The organism is Providencia sp. PROV061, assembly GCF_011045655.1.
Classification (GTDB): Bacteria; Pseudomonadota; Gammaproteobacteria; order Enterobacterales; family Enterobacteriaceae; genus Providencia; species Providencia hangzhouensis.
On record NZ_CP042861.1, the window covers coordinates 1,891,672 to 1,916,266 of the forward strand.

Consider the following 24,595-nt stretch of genomic DNA (forward strand, 5'->3'; position numbering starts at 1 on the left):
CTACACTACTTGGACTTGGCTTCTATAAAAAAGCCGTTGAACTGCAACAGAAATATGCAGGGAAAAAAAGATCCATAATTCTTTTCAAACTAATGCATTAAATCTTGATGATGATTGGTGTCAATTTTTAAAAAAAAATAATTTCCTTTTGAGAGTTTCCATTGATGGAAACCAAGAAGACAATGACCAATATCGTTTAACTCGTGCAGGAAAAAGTACCTTTGAACGATTAATGGCAAGTATCGAGCTCCTCAAAAAATACCAAGTTGATTTTAATACGCTAACTGTCGTCAATAATATGAATGTCAAAAAAACCATAGAGACTTATGAGTTTTTAAAAAGCATCGGTAGCTATTATATGCAGTTTATCCCTGTTGTTGAAAGGCAAGCAAAACAGACAACAAGAGATGGATTGTCACTGATTTCTCGTGAATTTGAAGGTGATGCAAACGTCACGGATTGGTCAGTGAATGCCACTGAGTATGGCCATTTTTTAAATACGCTCTTTGACCATTGGCAAATAAAAGATATTGGTAAAGTGTTCGTCATGAACTTTGAACAAACAATGAGTCAAAGTATTGGACATCCCAGTAGCTGTGTCACTAGTGAAACATGCGGTGCGAACCTTATTTTAGAAGCTAATGGCGATGTCTATTCATGTGACCACTTTGTTTACCCTGAAAACAAAATTGGCAATCTCATGGAGGAAAGCATTCCAAATATGCTTCTCTCACCAAATCATCAGCGCTTCTCTTCCCTTAAAAAAGAAAAAATCAGTCATGATTGTTTAGGGGGTGAGTTTAAACCTTTGTGCCACGGTGGCTGCCCTAAACATCGCTTTTTATTAGACTCGAAAGGGCTGCCAAGAAAGAACTATTTCTGTGACACTTACAAAATCTATCTTTCTCATTCCTTACCAAAAATGAAGAAAATTTTGCAAGAAATCCGAGGAAACTAGCAGCAACAGTTAGGGATATATGACATTAAAAAGCCGAGTAATTCATTGCGATTACTCGGCTTAAAGACATCTATAATGCATATTGCTCAATCGCTTTTGCAACGCCATCTGAATCATTACAACTGGTAATATACGTTGCACGCGACTTCAGCTCTTCTGTCGCATTTTCCATCGCAACACATATCCCCGCAGCATCAAACATAGGAAGATCATTATTTTGATCGCCAATACACATAATTTCATGTTTATGCAGATCAAGTTGCTGAGCCAATGCTTGTATTGCCAACCCCTTATTCGCATTCTTATTTAACACCTCAAGAAAATATGGGGTACTTCTGACTAAAGTATATTGTTGAAAATAGCTTGCTGGTATTTTTTTGATCACGCTGGATAAATAATTTTCTTCCGATGAAATCATCAACTTAGTAAATAACAAATCCTTCGGCATTTCATCCATTGGTACATAATGAATCAATGTATTTGAGAGGTATGCTTCGTGGGTTGTATAAAAACCGATCACTTTATTCGCTGTAAATATTTTATGATCACCAAGTGCATGCAAAGATAATGCAAGTTCTTCTGTCTGTTGGTAAATTTTTTGGTAATCATCCATACCTAATAAAAAATCAATAAGGTGATTACCATTAGATGCATCGTGAATAACACTACCATTATTGCTAATGCAATAGTTCCCTGCTTTATCTAATCCTAATTGTTGTAAATACGGTTGAATACCTGAATACGGTCGACCAGACGCTAGGATAATATGGATATTATTCTTTTTGGCTTGTTGTAGAACATTTGCAACATAATCACTAACTTGATGATGAGTATTTAACAGTGTGCCATCAAGGTCGATAGCAATCAATTTCACGGCCATATGTTTTTCCTTTTCAGCTCCCAATTAAAAGCCTTAAAAACTTTATATCTAGGGAGAATATACTTTAGGTTTATGCCTAGTCTTGCAAGTTACACACCCATCTCATACTTAATTTAGTTTTAAACTGAGTTTAAAAGCCTTTCTATATGTAATGCCAAATAAATGATTTCTTCGCGAGAAACCGGTATTTTGTATTCTGTTTCAATCAGTGCTGCAATTTTTTTTGCACATGCAAAATTTTTTAATAATTCTTTTTCAACGAATTCTTCCAGTACCGAATTAAATTGACTACTTTTATCATGGTGAGCTTGACAACGGATAAGTAAATATTTTAAGTGATTAATAAAACGAGAAAAATTATCTGTTTCGGTACTAATCTGGATATGGAAAGAGTAATTAATGATATTGACAATTTTATAAACAGTTTGAGTAAATCTCAGTGTATCACCAACGCTTTTATTATTCAGCTTAGCATTGACAAAGTGCAATGCGATTAATGATGCTTCATTTGCAGGTAAATTAATTCCTAATTTATCATTAATATAATCAACAGCGACTTTACCTGCAATAAACTCAACATGGTACAAATATGGCACTTCATAGAGAGAGATACTTATTTCACTATTTTTACTTCTTTCAATTGCGAAAGTAATATGCTCCGACAGTGTTACAACCAAGCTATCGCTAAGCTCAGCATTCAATATAGGTTTACATTTGTTGATAACTTCAATGGTGAGCTTGATGATATCAATAGGAATACTTTCAAGAAAATTATTTATGTCGTAGTCATTAGGCTTAATAAAAAGTTCATCATTTTCATTACAATGATAATTTTGACCTGCTTTCGAATTAAAGCCTATACCTTTACCAATAATAACAACATCTTGTTGAGTCTCATTTTCAACAAGAATTACATTATTATTAATAACTTTTTTGATTAAATACATAATAGGCTATTCCATTTTTATAAGTTATAAATGCAAAAAAACCTGAAAAGACAAGAAGTATTTTCTTCATGCCACTTCAGGTTTTTGCCTAGTCTAGCTAGTAACACACCATAATTTGTAGATATATCTTTTCTGGATACTAAAATCAAGATTTGCATTATTTTTTTGTGATCGATTCCTAAGTATACCTGCCCAATACCCATCTTATGAATTTTGGCCTATCCCGCGCGTAAAATAACTGTTCAGGTGTATTTTATAAAAATATAAAATGGCCGTTACATAGATATTAAACTCGGACTTTAAATTATATCTCTGTCGTCCAGATCACAAATCCATTATTCTATAATTGCCTTTTAATCATAAAAAATTTATAAAGGCTACGTAGGTATGTAACTAGTACGACTAGGCAATAACCTGAAACAACGTGATGTCATGTATTCACTGTTTCAGGTTTTTTTATATCTAAATTTTGTGTAGATGGAATAAAACCATGAATAACAATGATGTTTTTAGCCATACCAAAGATAAGAAAGTCATTGTTATTGATGAAAAAATAGAGAATTAGTATTACAGATTGCGCTAAATGTAAAATCAAAATAAGTCAGGCATCAACTTTGACTTCAAAATAACAGGTGTGTAACTGGCAAGACTAGGCATAAACCTGAACAATTTCCCCAAGTGTATTTGGAGGCCGTTGTTCAGGTTTTTTTATAGGTGTACTTATGGAAAGTAAACAAGTTGCAGAGCAAATTATTGCTCTTATCGGTGGGCAAAAGAATATTAGCCAACATTGGCATTGTATTACACGTTTACGTTTTAACTTACATAACAATGAATTAGTTAACGTTGACGAGTTACGTAATATACCATGGGTTCTGGGTGTTAATTTCCAAGGCAACCAATTACAAGTGATCTTGGGGAGTCACGTCACCCATGTTTTTACTGAATTACACAAACTTGTAGAACCCTCCACCAGCACGGAGAGCCTTGATGATCAGCAAGGCTCCAATATTGAACCTAAACAGAACTTTATTAATACTTTCTTTGACTTTCTTTCTGGTATTTTTACACCTATTTTACCTGCTATCATTGGAACCGGTTTATTAAAAGGTCTATTAGCATTATTTGATATGTCAGGTTTTATTCAGGCTGGCAGTTCTGAATATCGAATTCTTTATACTATTTCTGATTCGGCTTTCTATTTTTTACCTATTTTATTAGCTTTTTCCGTTGCTAAGAAATTCAAAACTAATGAATATATTGCCGTAACTTTAGCGTTCATTTTGGTTTACCCAATGTTCCAGAATGAACCTGCACTTTCTTTCTTCGGTATTAATATTCCCAATATTACTTATAACTTTACTGTAATTCCTATTATCTTAGGTGTATGGCTCTTAAGTTACATTAATCGGTGGGTTGAAAAAATTATTCCCGCCAGTGTGAAAATCATCTTTGTACCGTTATTGGTTCTGATTATTACATCACTCATCACACTCTCACTCTTAGCGCCTCTCGGGTATTACGTCGGTGAGTACTTACAGCAAACATTCTCTTATTTATTTGATGTTGCAGGCCCTATTGCGGGATTGATTATGGGGGGGTGCTTATCATTATTAGTGATAACCGGAATGCACTATGCCTTTTTCCCAGCGACCTTTTCAAACTTTAAAACCTTAGGTTATGACTTTGTTTTATTACCAATCAGTTTATCCAGCAATCTTGCCCAAGCTGGTGCCACGTTAGCTGTCGCAATAAAAACTAAAAATACCAAATTAAAATCTATCGCATATTCATCCTCCCTATCTGCTGTGTTTGGTATCACTGAACCTGCTATTTATGGCGTCACAATGCGCCTCAAGAAACCCTTTTATGCCGCTTTAGTTGGCGGTGCGATTGGTGGGGGGATAATTGGTACATTTGCGGTTAAAGCTTTCGCATTCAGTATCCCTGGCATCACAGCATTACCAACTTATGTTGAAGCAGGTACAAACAACTTTCTGTATATCTGCCTCGCCATTGCCGCTAGCTTTAGTACTGCGTTCATCATCACCTTATTTTTAAAATGGGATGAAACTGGGCTATCTGCTCCTAATAATCAACAAAATGCACCACCGTCAACAATAGGTGTTGAACCTAAAAACATACAAAAACAACATAATAATCAAAATATTGAATTAAGTTTAATTGCACCAATTACTGGGGAAACCTTAGCGCTAGAACACGTTCCTGATACCGTTTTTGCAAATAGGATCATTGGGGATGGTATTGCCATCATCCCTTCTGACAACAAAGTTTACGCACCTGCTGATGGGATTGTTTCGATGGTCACCCCCTCAAAGCATGCTATCGGCATAACAACCAACGATGGTTTGGACGTTCTTATTCATGTAGGCATCGATACTGTTTCATTGAATGGTGAAGGTTTCACACTCCATGTCAATGAAAAAGACCTCGTTAAATGCGGTGACCTACTCATCGAGTTCGATATTGAAAATATAAATAAACATTCATTATCAACAATCACCCCGGTTTTGATAACCAACTTTGACGAGTTCAGTGCATTACATCTGACAGAGCAACAGCATGTCATTAGTCATGAAACCACACTGCTCACCGTTAATTGATTTAGAAAGAGGAAATTATGAAATTAGATACTAAAAATACCAGTACAGTAGGTTTTCCAGAAGGTTTTTTATGGGGCGGCGCAACGGCGGCTAACCAAATTGAAGGGGCGTTTGATGTAGAAGGTAAAGGACTTTCGACATCGGATGTTGCCGCATACAAAGATCCGTATGCCGGTGGCGGCGTGAATAACTTCACCTTTAACGTCACGTCAAAAGAACTTGAAGAATATTTAAAACCTGAATGCAAAGTGTTATTTCCAAAACGTTGGGGTATCGATTTTTATCATCGTTATGAAGAAGATATCGCACTATTCGCTGAAATGGGCTTTAAAGTATTCCGTTTATCTATTTCATGGGCTCGCATATTCCCTAACGGTATTGATGAGCAGCCTAATGAAGAAGGTTTAGCTTTCTACGATCGCGTATTTGATGAACTGGCAAAATACGGTATTGAGCCGTTAGTGACGCTGTCTCACTATGAAATGCCTCTGACATTGACACAAAAATTCAATGGCTGGCAAGATCGTCGTTTAATTGATTTATTTGTTAAGTTTGCAACCACATGCTTTAAACGCTATGAATCCAAAGTGAAATACTGGATCACGTTCAACGAAATGAACATGAACCTAAATAGCTTATATACTGGTGCGGGGACGTTACCTGACACGGTAAAAAATGTTGAAGAAGCCGCTTATCAAGCATCACATAACCAGTTTGTTGCGAGTGCACTTTCAATCAAATTAGGTAAAGAGATGATGCCTAATGCAAAAATCGGCTGCATGATTTGCCGATTAGAAACTTATGCAGAAAGCTGTAATCCAGAAGACCAACTGCAAGCACTGAAAGAAGACCAAATCAACTTGTTCTACCCAGATGTCAGTGTACGCGGTGAATACCCTACGTATATGCTGCGTTATTTTGAAGAGAATAATATTAACATTCAGGTCGAGCCAGAAGACTTCAATGTGCTTAAAGAAGGTATCGCAGACTTTATCTCACTGAGTTATTACATGACTTATGTCACCAAAGGGGGGCCTGATGCAAAAGAATTATCTGGCCACTTAGTGAGTAAAATTAAAAACCCATTCCTAACTCAATCTGAGTGGGGCTGGCCGATTGACCCAACCGGACTACGTATCACATTGAATAAATTGTGGGATCGCTATGGTATTCCTCTATTTGTGGTCGAAAATGGCCTCGGTGCACGTGATACTTTAAATCCGGATGGAACCGTTTCTGACCCATACCGTATCGATTACATCAAAGAACACGTTATCGCCATGAAAGAAGCTATCCGTGATGGTGTTGATTTGATGGGTTATACTACATGGGGCTGTATTGACCTCATTAGCTGTGGAACGTCCCAAATGACGAAACGTTACGGTTTCATCTATGTCGAACAAGATGATGAAGGTAATGGTTCACTGAAACGGATCCCGAAAGAGTCGTTTTATTGGTACAAACGCGTCATCGCATCTAATGGTGAAAATGTAGATTAATATCCCTTAATTATATTTACCTGCCCCCGACTCGTTCAACGAGTCGGTTTTTTTTATTATTGAAAGTGCTGATTTCTTTTTCATACCTCCACTCATTGCCCCTTTCTGTCATTTTTCAAAATGCAGTTTCTTATGTTGTGCTTTAATAAATGTGGACACTTTGATAAAGGAATATATTTACCTTTAAAATAAGATGTCGATATGAAACGAATATCATCGAAGCAATACACTGAAAGTTTTAAAAAAGAAGCGATTAATTTAATCCTCGAACAAGGCTATACAGTTCAGCAAGCGGCTAATGCGCTCGGAATTACCACTAAGCTGCTCTATGCTTGGCGAAAGCGCCATGAAGCCGAAAATAAGCCTAACGCATTAACCCTTTTTGAGCGACAAGAGCTACTCGCTTTACGCAAAGAAGTTAAGCAATTGAAAATGGAGAAAGAAATCCTAAAAAACTGCCTACATTTCGCGATATCCCCCATCTGACTAGAAACATAGAAAGATCTATACTCTAAATTAATCGGATAGTGGTCGTACGCCTTTTGGAGACATAAATCCCGTCAAAAAACCTGACCCAGGGAAATCTGCGGACCCGATGTTGGTGGCATAGACCCCGTTTAGGAAAGTGATTAATCCGAGTTCCCCATCCGGTATTCACAATTGAGCCGAGGTTACTATGTCAAAATTAAAACCAAAATCCCAATCACTTCCTGTCATCAATCCTAATGCGGCGGGGATTGATATCGGTGGCCGTTTTCATGTTGTCGCCGTTCCTCCTGATCGCAGTGACAAATCCGTCCAAACGTTTAAAGCTTTTACTGGCGATATCCATAACATGGCACGTTGGTTAACTAAATGTAGAATAACGACCGTTGCTATGGAGTCGACCAGCGTATACTGGGTACCTGTGTATGAAATTTTGGAAGAACATGGTTTTGAGGTTGTCCTTTCCAATGCACGTGATACCCGAGCAGTACCCGGTAGGAAAACTGATGTGGGAGATGCACAATGGATCCAGCGCCTTCATGCATGTGGTTTGCTAAAAGCCAGTTTTAGACCCGATGCTACAATAGCTGAACTTCGGACATATATGCGAGTCAGAGAACGTATGTTGGATTATGCGGCAGCGCATATTCAACATATGCAAAAAGCACTCACATTCATGAACGTTCAATTGCATATAGCCGTTTCTGATATCACAGGCGTAACGGGGATGAAGATTGTAAGAGTCATCGTTGCGGGCGAGCACGACCCAGCTATATTAGCAAAATTCAGAGATCCACGTTGTAAAGCAGATGAACAAACAATTTGTGTGGCCCTAAAAGGTAACTATCAGCCAGAACATCTATTTGCTCTACGTCAGGCTGTTCTTATGTATGATGCCTATCAGTTACGAGTCGGTGAATGTGATGTACAAATTGAAGCTGTACTCGATAGGCTTTGCATAAATTCGAGCGAACCCGATGAGCCTATCCCTAAACCAAAGCACAGAGCAAAGCAGGCAAACGCAATGACATTTGATGTGCGAGAAAAGCTTTATCGTTTAATAGGGGCAAATCTCACGCAAATTCACGGCATAGGCCCTTTTCTTGCGTTACGACTGATATCTGAGTGCGGTACAGATATGAATAAATGGCCGACTGAAAAGTATTTTACCTCATGGTTAACATTATGCCCAGGCTCAAAAATTAGTGGTGGTAAGGTCATGTCTTCTCACTCCCGAAAGAGTAATAATCGAGTTGTCGCTCATCTCAGACTAGCAGCAACGACCGTTGGTCGTTCAGATACAGCCCTTGGTGCATTTTATCGAAGGCTCTCATCTAGGATTGGTAAAGCAAAAGCGGTAACTGCCACGGCAAGAAAGATAGCTATACTGTTTTACAATGCAATGAAATATGGCACAAAGTATCAAGATCCTGGCGCTGAATATTACGAAGAGCGGTACAAAGAAAGGGTACTAAAAAATCTCAAACGCCAAGCCGAGAGAATGGGTATGACTTTACAGGCAAAAGAAGAATGTGTTTCTTAGGAAGACGAGCGCCTTCTTTGCGAAAGAGTTGCTATAAGGTGTTGGTTTGTTCAAGAGAATAAAACAGAATATCCCATTAAGCATTTATGCCGTGCGATGAATGTATGGTTTGAAGAATGTGAGTTATCCCCCGTAGAGCGAAATTGAGTTTTGTTTAATCTATGAGCTGAATTAAACTTATCTTTACGTATGAATCAAAGAAAACACTATTTTTGGTGGGGTGAGCAATGGATAAGCTTTTTATATGGGGAGCTGGAGCAGTATTAGGCTTTTTCCTGTTATTGGTTTACTTCCAGTTTCATCAAAGATTTGACAAAGTACCATTTATTTGGGCTATGTTTTTTTCGCTGATTTGGCCTATAACAGTTATAGTTATTCTTTCAATTTGGTCTGTAAATGGTCTGTCAAAAATCTATCATGCTTATATAGATAAAAAGCATCCTAAAGAATGAGTACTTGTTGAGTAATACACCGCTATGTAGATAAAACAAGTCACTCATCTAAAAACGATCAGCTAGTCACTGGTGGCTTAATGAGATAGTCACGCCCTGTGAGTGGGAAGTTGGCTGGGGGGGAAGAGGCCATTATGAATAACGTCATTTTAATCGGTATTGATTTAGGCAAACATTCTTTTCATATTTATTGCCAAGATACACAAGGTAATACCTTGTTACGTAAGAAGTTGATTCGCTCTAAGCTGACAGATTTTTTATCGACATGTCCATCAGCTCTTGTTGTGAGAGCGTCTTAGCTGGTTCATATTTTTCAGCCTTTTATGGTGGCATATCGACTATATCGACTTAGTGAATCTTGCCTCACCCCCTATTATCAGTGGGTTACATCACCCTGCTGGCATACCTCAGGTCACTGTTGCTCAGGTTCTCCACCGTCACCCCCAGTGGGATTGTTGGCCTTCTCGTCATGAGTTACTGGCTCAATATTCCAGACAGACTCGCGGTTTATTCGAATATCCATGCTCGCCCTGAGCTCTGGGCTCATTATACGTTACGTCATCCACCCAAACTTGGTTTGGCTCCGTGACGCAAATTGGCGTGCTAAATGATTTGGTATTTCGATATGTTCCTGCACCGTATTTTTATACCGATGTTTCAGCAATTGGCGATTCACTAAACCGAGTTGTTTCATTAGGTTAGTTTCTCGATAGTGTATCAAAGGAACCTAGTTTGTATTGGATATGATGTCAGTGATGTTACGAACTCCAGCAGAAACGTGGCTTTGAAGGATGACGCTAATATCGATAACTATTGAGATCAACACCTTAATTGACGGGTATTAATGGCACAGTAAGTTTTTTCTAAATACAATATTTTATTCAGTTTTATGTGTTCCATCATAAAACTGATAACTAACATTATTTTTTTGTGTGGAATTATTTGACATGTTGCATTGTTTAAATACAATAAGTGAATACATTGTTAATAAACAGTTAATGATGTATTTCAAAAGAAAAGAGGGGGAGCTAGATATTGATAGATTATACCGTTGAATGAGAGGTTTATATGATAAAAAACATGTATTTCTTTCTAATGATTGTATTGTTCAGCTCAGCTGTAAATGCTGGGGAGGTTAAAGTGACCTTTTTTGGTAAAATAGTTGAAGTACCTGAACTCGTGGGAGCGTGTAAGTTTCGATTGGAGGGTTTTTTTATTAAAAATTCGTGTATGAAGTCAAGTATAAATCTTTTAAATACAATTCATTATAACAATGAAGATAAGTACAAAATAGTATCAGTGTTGAGTTCTCATAAGCAATCAATAAGATACAGTATTGTGAAGTTTAGTTATAAGTAGACTATAAACATTATGGGAATTTAAAATGATCTATTTTCAACAGGACACCCAGTTAGTGTAGTCGCTGTCATGAAAAAATGTTTAATCTGATTGGGTGACTCCTGTGAGAGTATAAGCATACATATTTATTCTATTTGTATTTTCTGTTGTCAATGATCTGCAAAAAAAAACACCATGATGATCTGATAAGAAATACTTCACCTAACATCTAAAAATAATCTTAATCTTGGTGTTTAAAACGATAAGATTCATTTCCTGTTTCAATAATATAGCAATGATAAACTAGACGATCTAATAGTGCGTTCGTCATCTTTGTGTCCGTGAATAATTTTACCCATTCTGAAAATCCAAGGTTATTTGTAATGATCAAGTTAATTGACTGAGAAAGTGAAATAGTAATGTCTCTCTTCGCTGACTTAAGGGTAAATAACCTAATTCATCGAGTATGACAACATCCTATTTCTGCACTTGCAGTGTTAACTTATAATTTACATTTATTTAACATTAATTGGATATAGGATTTTATTCTAGGCAATGACAGCACATGCAAAATGCAGCATCATTTCAAAGTTCTTGAGCTTTTTCTTCCGACGAGAAAATCAACGACGGAAACGGTTCATCAAGGTATATGTTTTTTCACAACCCAGCGATGAGTCTTAAAATCGCTATTTTTTATTGCATCAGATTTTTTCGACTGGTTATGGGGTTCATTGTTTTTTTAGATATAACTCTAGTCATTCTGCTTCGTAGCCTTTATCCATACAGAGGCAGGGTCTTTTACTTGCTTTCTGGTTTGAATGATATCGAGGTTGTCTGCAATCAGCTTTATGTGGCGAGTATTTCCTTTCTATTACATCAGAGAGAGCGACAGCTCATAGGTCATCAGGCTGTGCTTTGCGTCCTGTTTCCCTCGCTTTGTTGGATTACAGCCTTATTTTATGCCTGCTCGCGGAGATTTGATCATGACGTCGTTCAGCGATAATCATGAACTATCAATAGTGTCCTGCTTCTCACTGTCCAATAATCGGTTTTACTATAAACATTCGAAAGCACCAGCATTAAGTCACTCCTGGAAACAACTATGGCTGAGCTAGATGAACTGATACCTGATACATTTAGCACATTCTACTGGCAGTCAGTCATGAGTACAAAGAAAGTGGCGTTCATTGGTGCATGGTTATTGATGTGCTCCCCAGTGGCGCATGAGTGTTATACATCAGTATGAGTGGAGCTATATTTATCCATAGTTCGTCGCTAATCTGCCACTTGTTGCTTGCCGTATTTCTCTATCCGAAATTATCTTTAACTTATTATTATATGGTAATTCAATTTAGGATAGACTCTAAATAAGCTTTCTAAATTCTAATTGTTATTTTAGTGTAATTTGTCATTTAAGATATTATTCCTACATAACTATTTATTTTTTTAAGTGTTTTTATGATGGTTTTTTTTGGGATTACGCTAATTTCAGATGTTTTATTGTAGCTCAGAGAATAAGCGGGAAATATCATTATTAAGAGAATTAATCAAATGATAATGGAAACTATAATCAATGTTATTACTGTAAATGTGATTTTAATTTAATTTATGATTCGCTATTTTTCTTATAATATAACGATGGTTTGAAATTTATCAAATATGGTACTATTTAATTTGAATTTATAAGTGATAATTAAAAAAATAAATATAAAACAGTGTGTTGTTAGTCTTTTTTCTGTTCTTTTTTATCCGTATGTTCATGCTAGTTACTTACGATAGCGAATTGCCATAAAGAAATTATATTTGGGAATGTTAAGTATAGCTTTATGTTCTTGTTCTAGCGCGTTCAACTTGTGACAAAGTGTAACCAAATGTTTTTTTTGGGCTATTTTTAGAGTTAAAAATTTTTTTAATCATTATTTGAGTAAAGATTAGTGAAAATCACCATTTTTTTTAGACTACTCAATCTGAGGTATGAGTATGTAGTTATTGTTTTATTTGATTTTTATATTCTACACAATTTAATTGTAACAAAAGTAAAAAATATTGGCGAATATACAATATTAAATTGACGAAATACAACATTTTACTAAGAATATACACCAATTATGTGTTTTCGATGTTCGTATCCCTATAATGCTTGTCTTTATTCCCATAAACGATGAACGTTTATTAAGAGCTGAAATACTATTAGCTGATAGTTTAATTAGGATTCGACTAAAGAGCTGATTAAATACCGTTATCGATATTACCTATTCAAAAAAAATTATATTGGGTATAGAAGGGAGATTTTGTGATTCGATTTAAATATTAAATTATGTATAAAAAAAGAAATATATTTAGAATATGATTCACTTTATCAAAGCTAATAACCAAATTGAGATGCTTAAACATGATTTAATATAAATGCGCTGGAGCAAGTTAGGGTAATTCTTTAAGTGATTTAAATTTAACCGTTAATTTAAATCATTGATTTTCATTCCATTATAGAAAGTCAATAGTCAAATCGATCGTTTAAAACGATCATAGGATAATCATTAATAGCTGTAGACTATCAAATGAGTGCTTTTCGATCGACATTAACGATTTTACTTAATCTAAATTTATTATTATTGTGATATGAATGATGTAGGTGATGATTTTTAATTTTGCATCAAGCTCTACTTAAGTAGCGCTTGGTAAATTCGTTTTAATAATTAAATTGATTATTATTCGGTAGTCTAATTTTGAATGTTTGTAGCCTTGTTTCTGAAATAACAAGGGTGGATTATTCATTGTATTAAATAAAAAGTAGAATAATTATCCTAATTCATAATTGTTTTTGGAATGTAAAATTCGCTTAAATATGAATGAAGTATAACGCATTTTAGTTTTTATTGTATTCCCCCTGCGCAATTACGCGCAATTCATCAACCCAAAAGGAATAAAGAGTATGTCTTTAAACAAAACGGTACTTTTGACTGCATTGGCAGCCAGCATTACTTTAGCCAGCACAGCACACGCAGCAACGGATGCACAAGTGACTATCACTGGCCAAATTGCGGCGGCTACCTGCGACTTAAGTGTGACTAAAAACAGTATTGATTTAGGTACGTATACCTCAACAGGCATTACCGCTAACTCAGAGATTACAGGCAGCGAACAAAATTTCACATTAAATTTAACTAACTGCACCGCCGACTCAACAGGACAAATCGATCTTTGGGCTAAAGGCACTGCATTAGCGGCTAATAATGCATATTTTAACAACAAAGATGGCGGAACCGTGGGGGTCCAACTGAAAGCAGCTTCGGTTGCTGTCAAACCCAACGTCGCTACAGATGTAAAAGCAATCAGTACACTAACCGCAGGGTTAAAAGCAAATGGTAGTGCGACCATTCCAATGACCGCCGCTCTTTTCTCAACTGTTGCGACTCCGGCATCACAGTTAATTGAAGCACCAATCACGTTTTCAATTGCTTATAACTAACTAAATCCGACGATGGCATGACATCATCCCATGCCATCGTACTTTTGAAGGTCTTTTTATTGAGGTTATTATGCAGCTCCCTTCATTCTCCGCAACCCGTTTAATCCCTATATTCTTGCTCTTCACGGGGCTTTCTCAATCGTTTGCTGCGGGGGTGGGGATTAACGCCACTCGAATTATTGTTAACCAAGGTAGCCAAGCCGCATCGGTGACGTTACGTAACAATACTGATGAAGAGACGTACTTAGTACAATCATATCTCAGTGCGGATAATGCTGAATCGACAGCCTTTGCACCCTTTGATGCATTACCGCCAATGATAAAGATGGCTCCCAATAGTCAGCAAGAAGTACGATTAGTCGAGAAGTCAGGATTGACAACGCGTCTCCCAACAGACCGGGAGTCCGTTTTTTATTTTCATGCCCGGGCTATTCCGAATAACGCACATAACGTGATAAATCCAAACGAAGAAAACCACGGCACGGTTAAAATTGCGTTAGAAAATGTGATTAAAGTGTTTTATCGCCCTAAAGGGCTAACCTCTACGCCAATGCAAGCACAAGCCGGGCTCTTATTTGAAGTCGCTCCGGGAGGAGTCACAGTAACTAACCCATCGCCTTATCATGTCACTTTGGCAGGGTTAACAATGGGGAAACAGTCTATTACTATTCGGCAGCAAGAAGCGATGTTGGTTCCTTTCAGTGAACGCACCTATCCGACAACGGTAAAAAATGGGGCGATAGCGTGGACCACAATCAATGATTTAGGGGGCTATGATGTTCATCACGTCCCACGCTAAGGCAGCGAGGTTAAGCCTAACACTGATGAGCGGCATGATGGTTTCACTGTGCGTTAGTGCTGCCAATGACACCTTGGAAATGACGGCATCGATCACAAAAGGCACGTGTGCACTGAGTGTGTCACCGACAACCGTGACGTTTTTATCGCCTCACATTATCAGTGAGTTTCAGTCAGGTAATGCGGTTGAGAGTGCCCCTCTTCATCTGAATTATGATTGTTCGGGATTTTCTGCCGAAACTTTGCCAAGCGTAAAATTGACAGGGCAAACGGCTGCGGCTGATGCTCACGTATTTTTATCGTCACCGCAAAGTCAAAGTGCGGCAGGCAGCGGATTTATGCTCAAACTCGGCGAGGTCTCACAATTAGTGGGGTTTTATACTGCAGGCACGACGTTGCAGGCAAACGATACGTTTGTTCTACCCAGCAACACACAAGGCGCTCAGCTCCTCACGGTCGGTTTGGTGAAGCAAAACGCCAGTGTCCCAGTGACCGTCGGTGACGTCAACGCGACTATCACCTTGACATATATCACCCCATAACTTCGAAAAGAGGAGTGTCTCACATGGCTCTAAAAATTGCGCGGGCTTTCGTCGGAGTTTGGGGGGTATTACTGCCATTATGCGCACCAGCAGGCACTAACTCCGTGACCGTTCAGTTCGAAGCTTCCTTGTATACCAAGACCTGTAAAATTGACGTTCGCCCTAATGCCTTAATTGAATACGGGCCGGTACAGGTAGATACGATAATCAAAAATGATGCTGGGACAACCGATAGTCTTAATCGCGATATCGTGCTAACCCTCACTGAGTGCAGTGGCCCAGGGACATTAGCGAATAGCCATGTGGTAGTGACGGGACCAACGGTGACCGTCAACGGTCATGCCCTTTTTAAAGCCAGTGGCAGTGCAGGAGGTGTGGGGATTGAATTGCTTGCTGATGGTATCGCGAAAACCCACGGTGATGAAGTGTGGTTACTAAACAGTATGAGTACCGAAAATGATACACGTACGTTGACTGCGGCACTTTCTTGTGGCCATTGCACAAATGTGAATGACATGTCGGTGGGTGATATGCGCGCCACGATGACGTTTACGGTATTGACATATTAGCGCGAATAGATATTAAGAGAGAAAGCACGTGAAATTAATGCCCTTTATTTTGAGCAAACAAGCAACATTAGGTTTGAGTCTGCTGGCACTGATGAGTCTCTTATTCCTACCATCGGTATTTGCGGCAGGATTGCGCTTAGACCAAAGCCGGATCATCGTTCAGGCAAATCAATCGCAACAGGTCGTCACGATAGAGAATGACAGTGACAAGCTGTATCTGATCCAAACCAACATACGGGATAAAACGCCTGACGGTGAGGTATCGAGCATATGGCTCGTGACGCCTCCGTTATTTCGATTGGCGTCCAACAGTCAGCAATCGATGAAAATATTGCCTCAAGCAGGGATAGAAAGCCTGCCAACGGATCGCGAATCCCTGTTTTATTTCAGTGCAACGGCGTTACCGGCTATACCCAAATCGGTGGACGGTACTCCATCCGTTGCCCAGATATCGGTGGCCACTCGCTTAGTCGTCAAATTGTTTTATCGACCACAGACGTTACCAATGACGTATGAGCAAGCATCGAGCCAAGTCACCTTTACTCAATCGGATCACACCCTCTGCGTTGATAATCCGACCCCGTATTATCTGACGTTCAGTACACTGCACACGGCTGAGCGCCCATTGCCGTTTCCGGCTGGTTTGATGTTGGCTCCATTTAGTCATCATACACTGAATGTCGCTCTGCCTATTCAACGTATACAGTGGCGTACACTGAATGATTACGGCGGCAGTACCCCCCAATTTGACACCCAAGTACAACGTGGAGGTAACAAATGTTAATCCACCTTCAGCGATGGACTTGGGGGGTTGGCATGTGGATTTTGGCCGTGAGTCTGCCTTTATCTGCGCAACAAGACAGTGGATTACGCTTTTCTACCGCCCGCATCGTTTATCAACAAAGTGACAAAGGGGGGGCGTATGCAGAGTTAGAAAATAGTTCAGCAGCACCTTATTTGATACAAAGTTGGCTAACATCGGTCGACCCGGACACTGGCTTACCTAATCCACAACGAAGTGAAGGAATGGATTCTCCGTTTATGGTGACACCACCGCTCACGCGTTTAGCACCAGGAGAGCGTTATCGTTGGCGTATTCAGCGGGTAAATGAAGGACAGTTACCCGTGGATAAAGAATCCGTTTTTTACATCGCGCTAAAGGCCATTCCCACGACCAACAATCAGGGAGTTCAAGCAGGTGAATTTGTGTTAAGCCCCGTGATTTATCTCAAGATGTTATACCGCCCTCAACGTCTTGAGAATACCCGCATTGACAATGTGGTGAGGCAGTTACGCTTTGAACGGCAAGGGGAATACTTGGTCGTGAATAATCCCACCCCGTTGTCGATGACGTTTGCCAGTTTGCAAGTTGGAGCCTATCCCATTCCGGATACGGCCTTAAGTCGGATGGTTTCACCTTTCAGTGAACAACGTTATCCGTTACCCAAAAGTGCAAAAGGTGACGTTTTATGGCGGGTGCTCAATGAATATGGATTAGCCACGAAAATTGAACAAGGTCGACTGACCGCCAAGGAGCCCCAATGACTGATTTTCATCGGCAAAATAACCGCAGGCCATGGACTTTACTGCATATCTGTGCGCTAAGCGTGTCAATGGGGTTATCAATTTGGGGGCAGGCGGAGACTTATTTTGACCCTGCGTTATTGAACCTGCCTGCAGGCGTTGACCCGCAGCAAATTGATTTATCAACGTTCAGTCAACCGGACCATATCCCGGCAGGGCGCTATATGGTGACATTGCTCATTAATCAACAAGTTATCGGACAACGTGAAATTGCCTTTACGGCAACGGCTGAAGGAAGAGTGACCCCCGATATTACCCCCGCATTGCTCACTGAATCCGGGGTTAATGTGGCGGCTATCCCGAAGCTAAACGCTTTAGCCTCTGACACCAAAATTGAGGATTTGTCAGCATGGATCCCCGCCGCTCAGGTGCAGTTTGATATGGCAAAGCTCCGTTTAAACCTGAGTGTGCCCCAAGTGGCTATGCGCCCAGATTATCGCGGTTATATTGACCCCGCGTTATTGGATCAAGGGATCACGGCGTTTCTCTTAAATTACCAATTGAGTGGCGGGCGTCAATGGATGAGGGGTAAATCCAATGGGCTTAAAAGTCAAAATGATAATGCGTTTGTCAACCTGAATGGCGGCCTAAATTTAGGGGCATGGCGACTGCGTAGCACCATGACCTATACCGATACGAGTACCACTCAGGCGGGGAGCACAACACGCGCGCGGCATACCAACTTCAACAATACGCATCTTATGCGGGATATTCAGCGACTTAGTGCCGAATTTTTAGTGGGAGAAAGCAGTACGGGGAATGCCGTTTTTGATAGCCTACCTTTTAAAGGGATTAAATTGGCGTCCAATGAGCAGATGCTACCGAGTAGTTTACGCGGGTTTGCACCGGATATCCGCGGAATTGCCCAATCGAATGCGCGTATCACCATTCGTCAAAACGGTAACACCGTTTACCAGACCTATGTTGCACCCGGGCCATTTAATATCAATGACTTGTATGCGACCGGTTCGGCAGGGGACTTAGAGGTCACTATCACGGAAGAAGATGGCACGACCCGAACGTTTACCCAAGCTTTTTCCAGTTTACCGGTGATGTTACGCCCCGGAGGTGTTAAATATGAAATGACAGTGGGCCAATATAATGGGGGGATCACGGTGGGTTCGAAAGCCGCTGATTTTGTGCAGGCGACCCTTATCTATGGTTTACCTCAGTCCATCACCTTGTACGGAGGGGCGCTAGCCGCGAGGCAATACTACGCTGTGATGCTGGGAACCGGGATATCGTTAGGGCCATTTGGGGCGTTGTCAAGTGATATCACGCACACGCGTGCTGAATTGCCGGAGGCGACTAAAGAGGGGCAGTCGTATCGACTGCGTTACTCGAAAAACCTGCTGGAAACTGGCACTTCTATTGATTTAACGGCGTTGAGATATTCCACGAAAGATTATTACAGCTTTGCGGATTTTAACCAAGCGGGCTATCAGGTGAAGCAAGGATTTGCACCTTGGCTGACGTCACGTCAGCGCAGCAGTTTTCAAACCTACATTAACCAGTCATTTGGGGAGTGGGGGGGGATTTTTTTACAGGGTATGCGAGAAGATTATTGGGGAACTGAGCAAACGATTACGACTTTAGGTTTTGGCTACAACGGAAGTGTTAAAGGCGTGAACTATGCCCTCAGTTACAGTATTAGCCGCGCAGAAGGGGATGGGGATTGGCCCGAAAATCGGCAAATTGCGTTGAATATCAATGTTCCCTTTGACTTGTTCAGTCATCAACCACTATTGCAAGATATCCAAAGTAGCTACCAAATGACGCATGATAACCACGGGCGAACTTACCAACAATTCGGGATCAATGGGCGATTGTTGGATAATGCCTTGACTTACCAATTAACGGAAAGTGGGGATAATCAGTCTCAGCATAATACCAGCACGCTGAATGTCGGCTATCAGGGCGATAACGGTTATCTCGGTGGCGGATACAGTTACGGTAGTGATATGCAGTCGATAAACCTCAGTGCAAATGGTGGAATTGTTGCACACTCAGGGGGGATAACACTGAGCCGATTTTTGGGTAGTTCAGTCGCGCTGATAGACGCCCCGGATGCAAAAGGGGCCACCTTAAATGGCGGCAGTGCCACAGTCGGGGGACGGGGTTATGCGGTAGTACCTTATTTAATGGATTACAGTAAAAACGTGGTCAGTTTGGATGTGAATACATTACCGGAGAATGTGGCGAGTGAAGAGACCGCGGTCAATCTTTACCCTACCAAAGGCGCGGTCGTTAAAGCCCATTTTCAGACGAAAAAGGGGTATCAAGCCTTGCTGACCTTAAAAAGTGACGAGGTTATTCCGTTGGGCGCGGTGGTTGTCGTCAATCATGAGGATGAGACACCCAATCAGAATACCGGGATTGTGGGGGATAATGGGCAAGTTTATCTGTCAGGATTACCGGAAACAGGGTCTTTGACAGTGCGATGGGGCAATACAACGTCTCAATATTGTCGTGCGAATTTTAACTTGGCAATGGCCACTGATAGTCCATATTCTTCAATACGTCAATTGACGATTATCTGCAATACAATGACAGGGACTTCACGCGAAGGAGCACACAAGTGAGATTAAACTTATTTAGATTTATAAAAAAAATGATGACAGAGAAAGCCCTAGTTTGTGCATATGGTTTGATGAACACCATTGTATTGATTGGGTATCAATCGACTGCAAATGCTGCACCGATTATCATCCAAAATGGTCGTGGGTTAGTGGGGGTTGCAAATGAGGTATTTTCTACTTCGTTAATGAATATTACTGGTTATTATGATGGATTTCTTCCTTATGCTTATGTGCATATGACATTTTATGATGATATGTCTAACTGTGGAGTTGAAAAGAACTACCTGATGGAGATAGATGGAGTTAAAGGGGTTAAGCTAAATGCCGAGAAGACTCTTATGTTAGTGCCTGAGGTGATTTTTACAGATAATCGTTCATGGAATATAGGTGCAACATCATATGCTGATACTATCGTTGGACAAATGAATGGCTATGGTGCTAACACAAATGAAAATTTAGGCAGTGAAGCAGGGTGTATGTGGTATCCGCTTCAATCAACTCCTAATACTGGATTTGTAACTCATAAGGTAAGTGCGACTGGACGGCTACTTATTTATGGTACTGGTACTCAGCAATCACAAACAGGGTATCTAGGCTACCCTTTTAAAATAATGATCAGAGATCCTCGATCTGCAGGGGGTTATCCCTCTAGCAATTTAATACCTGCTGGTGGCTACTCGGTTGTGGTAAGTGATTTAGGGTGTACCTTGACTACCCCTACAGTGATTGATTTTGGGCCGCAATCCGCCAATGCGACTAATGGGCAATTATTGACCACTAAATCGGACGGAAATTTGACGGTCAATTGCCAACAAAACACCAATCCTATGTCTGCGACACTTTCGCTATCGGCAGGAACTAATCCGATTTATTTTTCGGGTGATGACTACCAAGTCAATTTAATCAACAGCGAGAATAACGCCGGTGCCTATGTGACGATGTCTCTTAATATTAATGGAACGCCCACCAATATTCCGTTTAATCGCACACCGGTTGATATTGGGACTATCGACGCTAGTAATTCGAGTGCAACATTCAGTTACCCCATTACCTACAGCCTCTATTCCCGCGGGACGGGTATCACGGGTAAAGTCAAAGGGAGTGCAGAGTTATCAATTGTTTTACGTTAATTTATTAAAAAGTGAGTATCAATATTTAGTCACACATCCGTAGCAAGTCGTAGAGGTCTATTTTATGCAAACATTAATGTCGAAAAATGATAATAATATGAGTGTACTTATTGGAGGGAGAGTAAGGAATATTAGGAAATCAAAAGGGATATCGGGGGCACAACTTGGGAAAATGCTACAACTGAGCCAACAACAAATATCGCGATATGAACGAGGTATAAATCAAATTAGCGTCGACTGTTTATATAAAATAAGTATGATTTTAGACGTCAATATTTTGCTTTTATTGGTGATAGAACAAGAGGACGTTTATGTCCCAAACTTTAATCTTAAAAAACACGAAGTATTTTGACAATAACAAAATTGTCTGAATTTTAAATTATAATAAGATGTAAATTTAAAAAATAACTTATAGCATCAGGGAATACTCATATTTTTAATGTGAAATATGATAATTACTTTTATCGAATAGATGATCTTTTTGAAAAATAGGAGCATATATTCAATATATATTTTTATGTATACAGCTCTGAGTAGAATTTAATTAGAAACCAGTTATTTCCCTCAAGTAGGGGCTAGATGATGAAAAATTCTTGGGGCTGTCCTAGGTAAGGTTTAAATTTTACCTTTAACTATCTGTTTTAGCATAGCTAATTGTTGTTTGGTATTTGGTATGTATGAAAGTCTGGACTTCGGTTGATAATTAGTTTTTCTAATTGTAGCCGGAGGTCAGATATGATGAACATTAAAGCTAAACGAGATATTGCACATAAAACAAAAATCTTAAATCGTGCCCGTGAGAGTAAAACATTACTAAAACTTGTCGTCATTTTGGGATCAGTAGAGAAACTTTTTATACTTGGAAAAGCGCTTATGAACGAGATGGCGAGAAAGGATTAATCAACAATAAACCCTGCCCTGAAAATCCAACCAGAAGAGTTGCAAAACACATTGAAGAGCTAGTTATTTATCTGCGTACGACTTACCATTTTGGTCCCCAACGTATCGCTTGATATCTTCTACGGTTTCCTAATATCAAAATATCACGTTCTGGCTGCTACTATGTATTGCTAAGAAACAAATTAAACCAGCTTCCCCAAAATCAGCGAAGTCGCTCTAAACCACGATTTAAACGTTATCAGAAATAAGTGTGAGGGCACGATGTTCAGGTTGGTGTGAAGTTCCTATTTTTTAATACGCCTGATGGACAACGAATTAAATGTTTTCAATATACGGCGATTGATGATGCGGCACAGATAAGAGCACTTAAAATTTATGAAAGGCACAATCAGGCTAATGCCATTGATTTTATTAATTATGTTGTAAATAAATTTCCCTTTAGAATCAAAACGATTAGAACGGATAATGGGCACGAATTCCAATCGAAATTTAATTGGTATATTCATGATCTAGGGATGGAGCATGTTTATATCAAGCCAGCTCCTTGAGTTGATTTGTTCTGATGTAAATTCAATTTTAGTCATCAATAAATACTCCGATTTGGATTAAGTAATAAGTAGTGATAATATCTTGCCGCTGGTTAAGGATGACTGGTCCTACAACAATAATGATAAAGATACATTTCCATTAGATATGCCCTTCTATAGAGGGGCTTTTTTATGTCATTTGATAATCACTAATATAATTGCGCATTTGAAATAACCTGCTAGGCTTTACGTTGATATTCATCGTAAAGCAACACTTTAGCCTACCTCTGTGTAGGCTTTTTTATTTGCATACGCATTTTTCAATATTCTTTTCCGTATTTCGTAACAATTTATACCTAGATTATTTAACCTATGTTGGTACCATGCGCACACCCATTTGACATTTGGGTATTCATAAACAAAAAATTGGTTCTATTAATCGAATATTCAGCCCCGCGCCAACGAGGGGCTTTTTTTTATTCTTTTGGGATACTTTATCCAACCCTTAACGGAATTGAGCTGGTTTATCGAAACCTTGTGTTGCCATATTATTTATCCTGTATATATGAAAAAGCCTCATAATTTCGAGATTGTCATATCTCGTTAATATTTATTACACTTATTTATCTGTTAACATACTATTCTTAAAAACACATAATAATAAATATAGATGTGCATATAGTTAGCCCATATTCCACTAGGCGGTGGTATGGGCCATTTTTTTTGCCCTTTCCCGTCAATTTTCCGTATTGCTTTCTTGTCAAGATTGTCTTTAACTAGTTGAAAAATTTTCTACAGCCCAAGATTGAGAACCCATGCACATGCATAATCAACCAATTAAAGTCTTACTCATAACCATCCCTATCCTTGTATACATCCTACTTGCTGTTTTTAAAGACAAAAGAGAGCCAAATACAATGACAATTTTTGTAAAATTCTCTATCTACTTATTAAGCGTTCTTGTCTTAATCAATTTAGTTTTTTTTGCAAGAGCACATACGGGTTGGTATTAACAAGCCATTCACCTCAATGTAATTTTAAATTATTTCTAACCGCTTCAATCTCTCGAATGGCCTTTTTGTCTAAATTACATTGCTCGATAACTGTTAGTAGTGACTCATTTATCAATAGAGAGTCACCCCAAGGAAATGTCTCAGGAATGTACTCAGGCAGGCAATCATTGAGTAGATGAGCTGGAATGGGTACTGATGGCGTTTAAACGTATTCTATTCGCGTGGTTGTGCAGCTCGACAGTAGCATCACTAGGAGTATCAATAGCAGCACACTTATCACCCACAATAACAGTTTTGATAATAGTTTTAACCGCTTCAGAAGTCACTGCTGCCGCGTCGCGTTTCCTAAGGTTATTTCGTGAGATTTCATTGAATGTTACCGATAGTTCTAAAACTGTGGACAATATGAATTGACTTGTAACCGCTTCATTTTCTAATCGCTCAATATCTTTTTTTACTAAAACATTGTTGTCATAAAGCGTTACAGCGACTAGAGTATTTTTCGTGCATACCAATATCCCCCCTGCGGAGTGTTCCGATATTTAGTTAATAGAAAACCGCCAGTAAATTACTTGCCGTAATTAAATACGTTGGATTTTATTTGCTAGGGCTATATACGAAAAAGGCCACGCAATGCGTAGCCCTTGGAATACCTTTTGGAGTATTTTGTTGTTGTTGTAGTATTGGCAGGTTTAGTTCAGTCAGGCATGTTCCATGCTACCGGAACTTTATAGTAAGGTATTTGGTTGTTCGGGAT

Annotated in this window: 18 protein-coding genes and 6 pseudogenes; 17 read left to right on the top strand and 7 right to left on the bottom strand. The window is 39.3% G+C overall.

The window, feature by feature from the left end; all coding sequences use genetic code 11:
- Positions 1–70 precede the first annotated feature (70 nt).
- Positions 71–958, top strand: coding sequence for a radical SAM/SPASM domain-containing protein (locus FVA72_RS08545; RefSeq protein WP_243154757.1), 888 nt, complete (start codon positions 71–73; stop codon positions 956–958).
- Positions 959–1,028: 70 nt separating this feature from the next.
- Here FVA72_RS08545 and yidA read toward each other — a convergent pair whose 3' ends face one another.
- The gene (gene yidA / locus FVA72_RS08550) at positions 1,029–1,838 is read right to left on the bottom strand and encodes a sugar-phosphatase (protein WP_231405881.1); all 810 of its coding nucleotides are present in this window, start codon (positions 1,836–1,838) and stop codon (positions 1,029–1,031) included.
- A gap of 119 nt (positions 1,839–1,957) precedes the next feature.
- The gene (locus tag FVA72_RS08555) at positions 1,958–2,785 is read right to left on the bottom strand and encodes a PRD domain-containing protein (RefSeq protein ID WP_137018984.1); all 828 of its coding nucleotides are present in this window, start codon (positions 2,783–2,785) and stop codon (positions 1,958–1,960) included.
- A 722-nt stretch (positions 2,786–3,507) separates the two neighbouring features.
- Here FVA72_RS08555 and FVA72_RS08560 point away from each other — a divergent pair.
- The 6 genes and pseudogenes from FVA72_RS08560 to FVA72_RS08585 form a co-directional block, all read left to right on the top strand.
- On the top strand, positions 3,508–5,409 hold the full coding sequence (locus tag FVA72_RS08560) for a beta-glucoside-specific PTS transporter subunit IIABC (RefSeq protein WP_137018986.1): 1,902 nt from the start codon (positions 3,508–3,510) through the stop codon (positions 5,407–5,409).
- A 17-nt stretch (positions 5,410–5,426) separates the two neighbouring features.
- Positions 5,427–6,908: a glycoside hydrolase family 1 protein gene (locus tag FVA72_RS08565; protein WP_137018988.1), complete on the top strand. Its 1,482-nt coding sequence runs from the start codon at positions 5,427–5,429 to the stop codon at positions 6,906–6,908.
- Between the two features lie 201 nt (positions 6,909–7,109).
- A pseudogene (locus tag FVA72_RS08570) lies at positions 7,110–7,361 on the top strand (transposase); the annotation flags it as partial.
- 223 nt (positions 7,362–7,584) lie between these two features.
- On the top strand, positions 7,585–8,937 hold the full coding sequence (locus FVA72_RS08575) for an IS110 family transposase (protein WP_137018992.1): 1,353 nt from the start codon (positions 7,585–7,587) through the stop codon (positions 8,935–8,937).
- 227 nt (positions 8,938–9,164) lie between these two features.
- Positions 9,165–9,389 (top strand): hypothetical protein, encoded by a 225-nt coding sequence (locus FVA72_RS08580; RefSeq protein ID WP_137018994.1) that lies wholly within the window; start codon positions 9,165–9,167, stop codon positions 9,387–9,389.
- Positions 9,390–9,523: 134 nt separating this feature from the next.
- A pseudogene (locus tag FVA72_RS08585) lies at positions 9,524–9,676 on the top strand (IS110 family transposase); the annotation flags it as partial.
- 261 nt (positions 9,677–9,937) lie between these two features.
- Here the strand turns inward: FVA72_RS08585 and FVA72_RS08590 are convergent.
- The 3 pseudogenes from FVA72_RS08590 to FVA72_RS08600 form a co-directional block, all read right to left on the bottom strand.
- Positions 9,938–10,086, bottom strand: a pseudogene (locus FVA72_RS08590) (IS3 family transposase); the annotation flags it as partial.
- Positions 10,087–10,968: 882 nt separating this feature from the next.
- Positions 10,969–11,204, bottom strand: a pseudogene (locus FVA72_RS21680) (ATP-binding protein); the annotation flags it as partial.
- 71 nt (positions 11,205–11,275) lie between these two features.
- Positions 11,276–12,007 (bottom strand): annotated as a pseudogene (locus tag FVA72_RS08600) (IS5/IS1182 family transposase).
- A 1,652-nt stretch (positions 12,008–13,659) separates the two neighbouring features.
- Here FVA72_RS08600 and FVA72_RS08605 point away from each other — a divergent pair.
- From FVA72_RS08605 to FVA72_RS22235, 10 genes and pseudogenes are all read left to right on the top strand, one after another.
- Positions 13,660–14,196, top strand: a complete 537-nt coding sequence (locus tag FVA72_RS08605; protein ID WP_243154752.1) for a fimbrial protein — start codon at positions 13,660–13,662, stop codon at positions 14,194–14,196.
- Positions 14,197–14,266: 70 nt separating this feature from the next.
- Positions 14,267–14,995: a fimbrial biogenesis chaperone gene (locus FVA72_RS08610; protein ID WP_137018996.1), complete on the top strand. Its 729-nt coding sequence runs from the start codon at positions 14,267–14,269 to the stop codon at positions 14,993–14,995.
- Between the two features lie 37 nt (positions 14,996–15,032).
- Complete coding sequence (locus FVA72_RS08615; protein ID WP_165119694.1) at positions 15,033–15,536, top strand: fimbrial protein; 504 nt, start codon at positions 15,033–15,035, stop codon at positions 15,534–15,536.
- Positions 15,537–15,559: 23 nt separating this feature from the next.
- Positions 15,560–16,105: a fimbrial protein gene (locus FVA72_RS08620; RefSeq protein WP_137019000.1), complete on the top strand. Its 546-nt coding sequence runs from the start codon at positions 15,560–15,562 to the stop codon at positions 16,103–16,105.
- 91 nt (positions 16,106–16,196) lie between these two features.
- Entirely contained in the window at positions 16,197–16,889 is a 693-nt protein-coding gene (locus FVA72_RS08625; protein WP_243154758.1) for a fimbrial biogenesis chaperone, read from the top strand.
- Entirely contained in the window at positions 16,883–17,650 is a 768-nt protein-coding gene (locus FVA72_RS08630; RefSeq protein ID WP_165119696.1) for a fimbrial biogenesis chaperone, read from the top strand. The genes FVA72_RS08625 and FVA72_RS08630 overlap by 7 nt, the downstream gene beginning before the upstream one ends.
- On the top strand, positions 17,647–20,271 hold the full coding sequence (locus FVA72_RS08635) for a fimbria/pilus outer membrane usher protein (RefSeq protein WP_165119698.1): 2,625 nt from the start codon (positions 17,647–17,649) through the stop codon (positions 20,269–20,271). Before FVA72_RS08630 ends, FVA72_RS08635 begins: the two co-directional genes overlap by 4 nt.
- Complete coding sequence (locus tag FVA72_RS08640) at positions 20,268–21,398, top strand: fimbrial protein (protein WP_137019006.1); 1,131 nt, start codon at positions 20,268–20,270, stop codon at positions 21,396–21,398. Before FVA72_RS08635 ends, FVA72_RS08640 begins: the two co-directional genes overlap by 4 nt.
- 97 nt (positions 21,399–21,495) lie before the next feature.
- Positions 21,496–21,750 (top strand): helix-turn-helix domain-containing protein, encoded by a 255-nt coding sequence (locus FVA72_RS08645; protein ID WP_243154759.1) that lies wholly within the window; start codon positions 21,496–21,498, stop codon positions 21,748–21,750.
- Between the two features lie 383 nt (positions 21,751–22,133).
- Positions 22,134–22,840 (top strand): annotated as a pseudogene (locus FVA72_RS22235) (helix-turn-helix domain-containing protein); the annotation flags it as partial.
- Positions 22,841–23,851: 1,011 nt separating this feature from the next.
- On the opposite strand, the gene lysC reads toward FVA72_RS22235, so the two are convergent.
- Together lysC and FVA72_RS22010 are read right to left on the bottom strand one after the other, a co-directional pair.
- Positions 23,852–24,025: an Rz1-like lysis system protein LysC gene (gene lysC, locus FVA72_RS22240; RefSeq protein WP_420720008.1), complete on the bottom strand. Its 174-nt coding sequence runs from the start codon at positions 24,023–24,025 to the stop codon at positions 23,852–23,854.
- Positions 24,003–24,353 (bottom strand): hypothetical protein, encoded by a 351-nt coding sequence (locus tag FVA72_RS22010; protein WP_137019008.1) that lies wholly within the window; start codon positions 24,351–24,353, stop codon positions 24,003–24,005. The genes lysC and FVA72_RS22010 overlap by 23 nt, the downstream gene beginning before the upstream one ends.
- Positions 24,354–24,595: the final 242 nt, after the last annotated feature.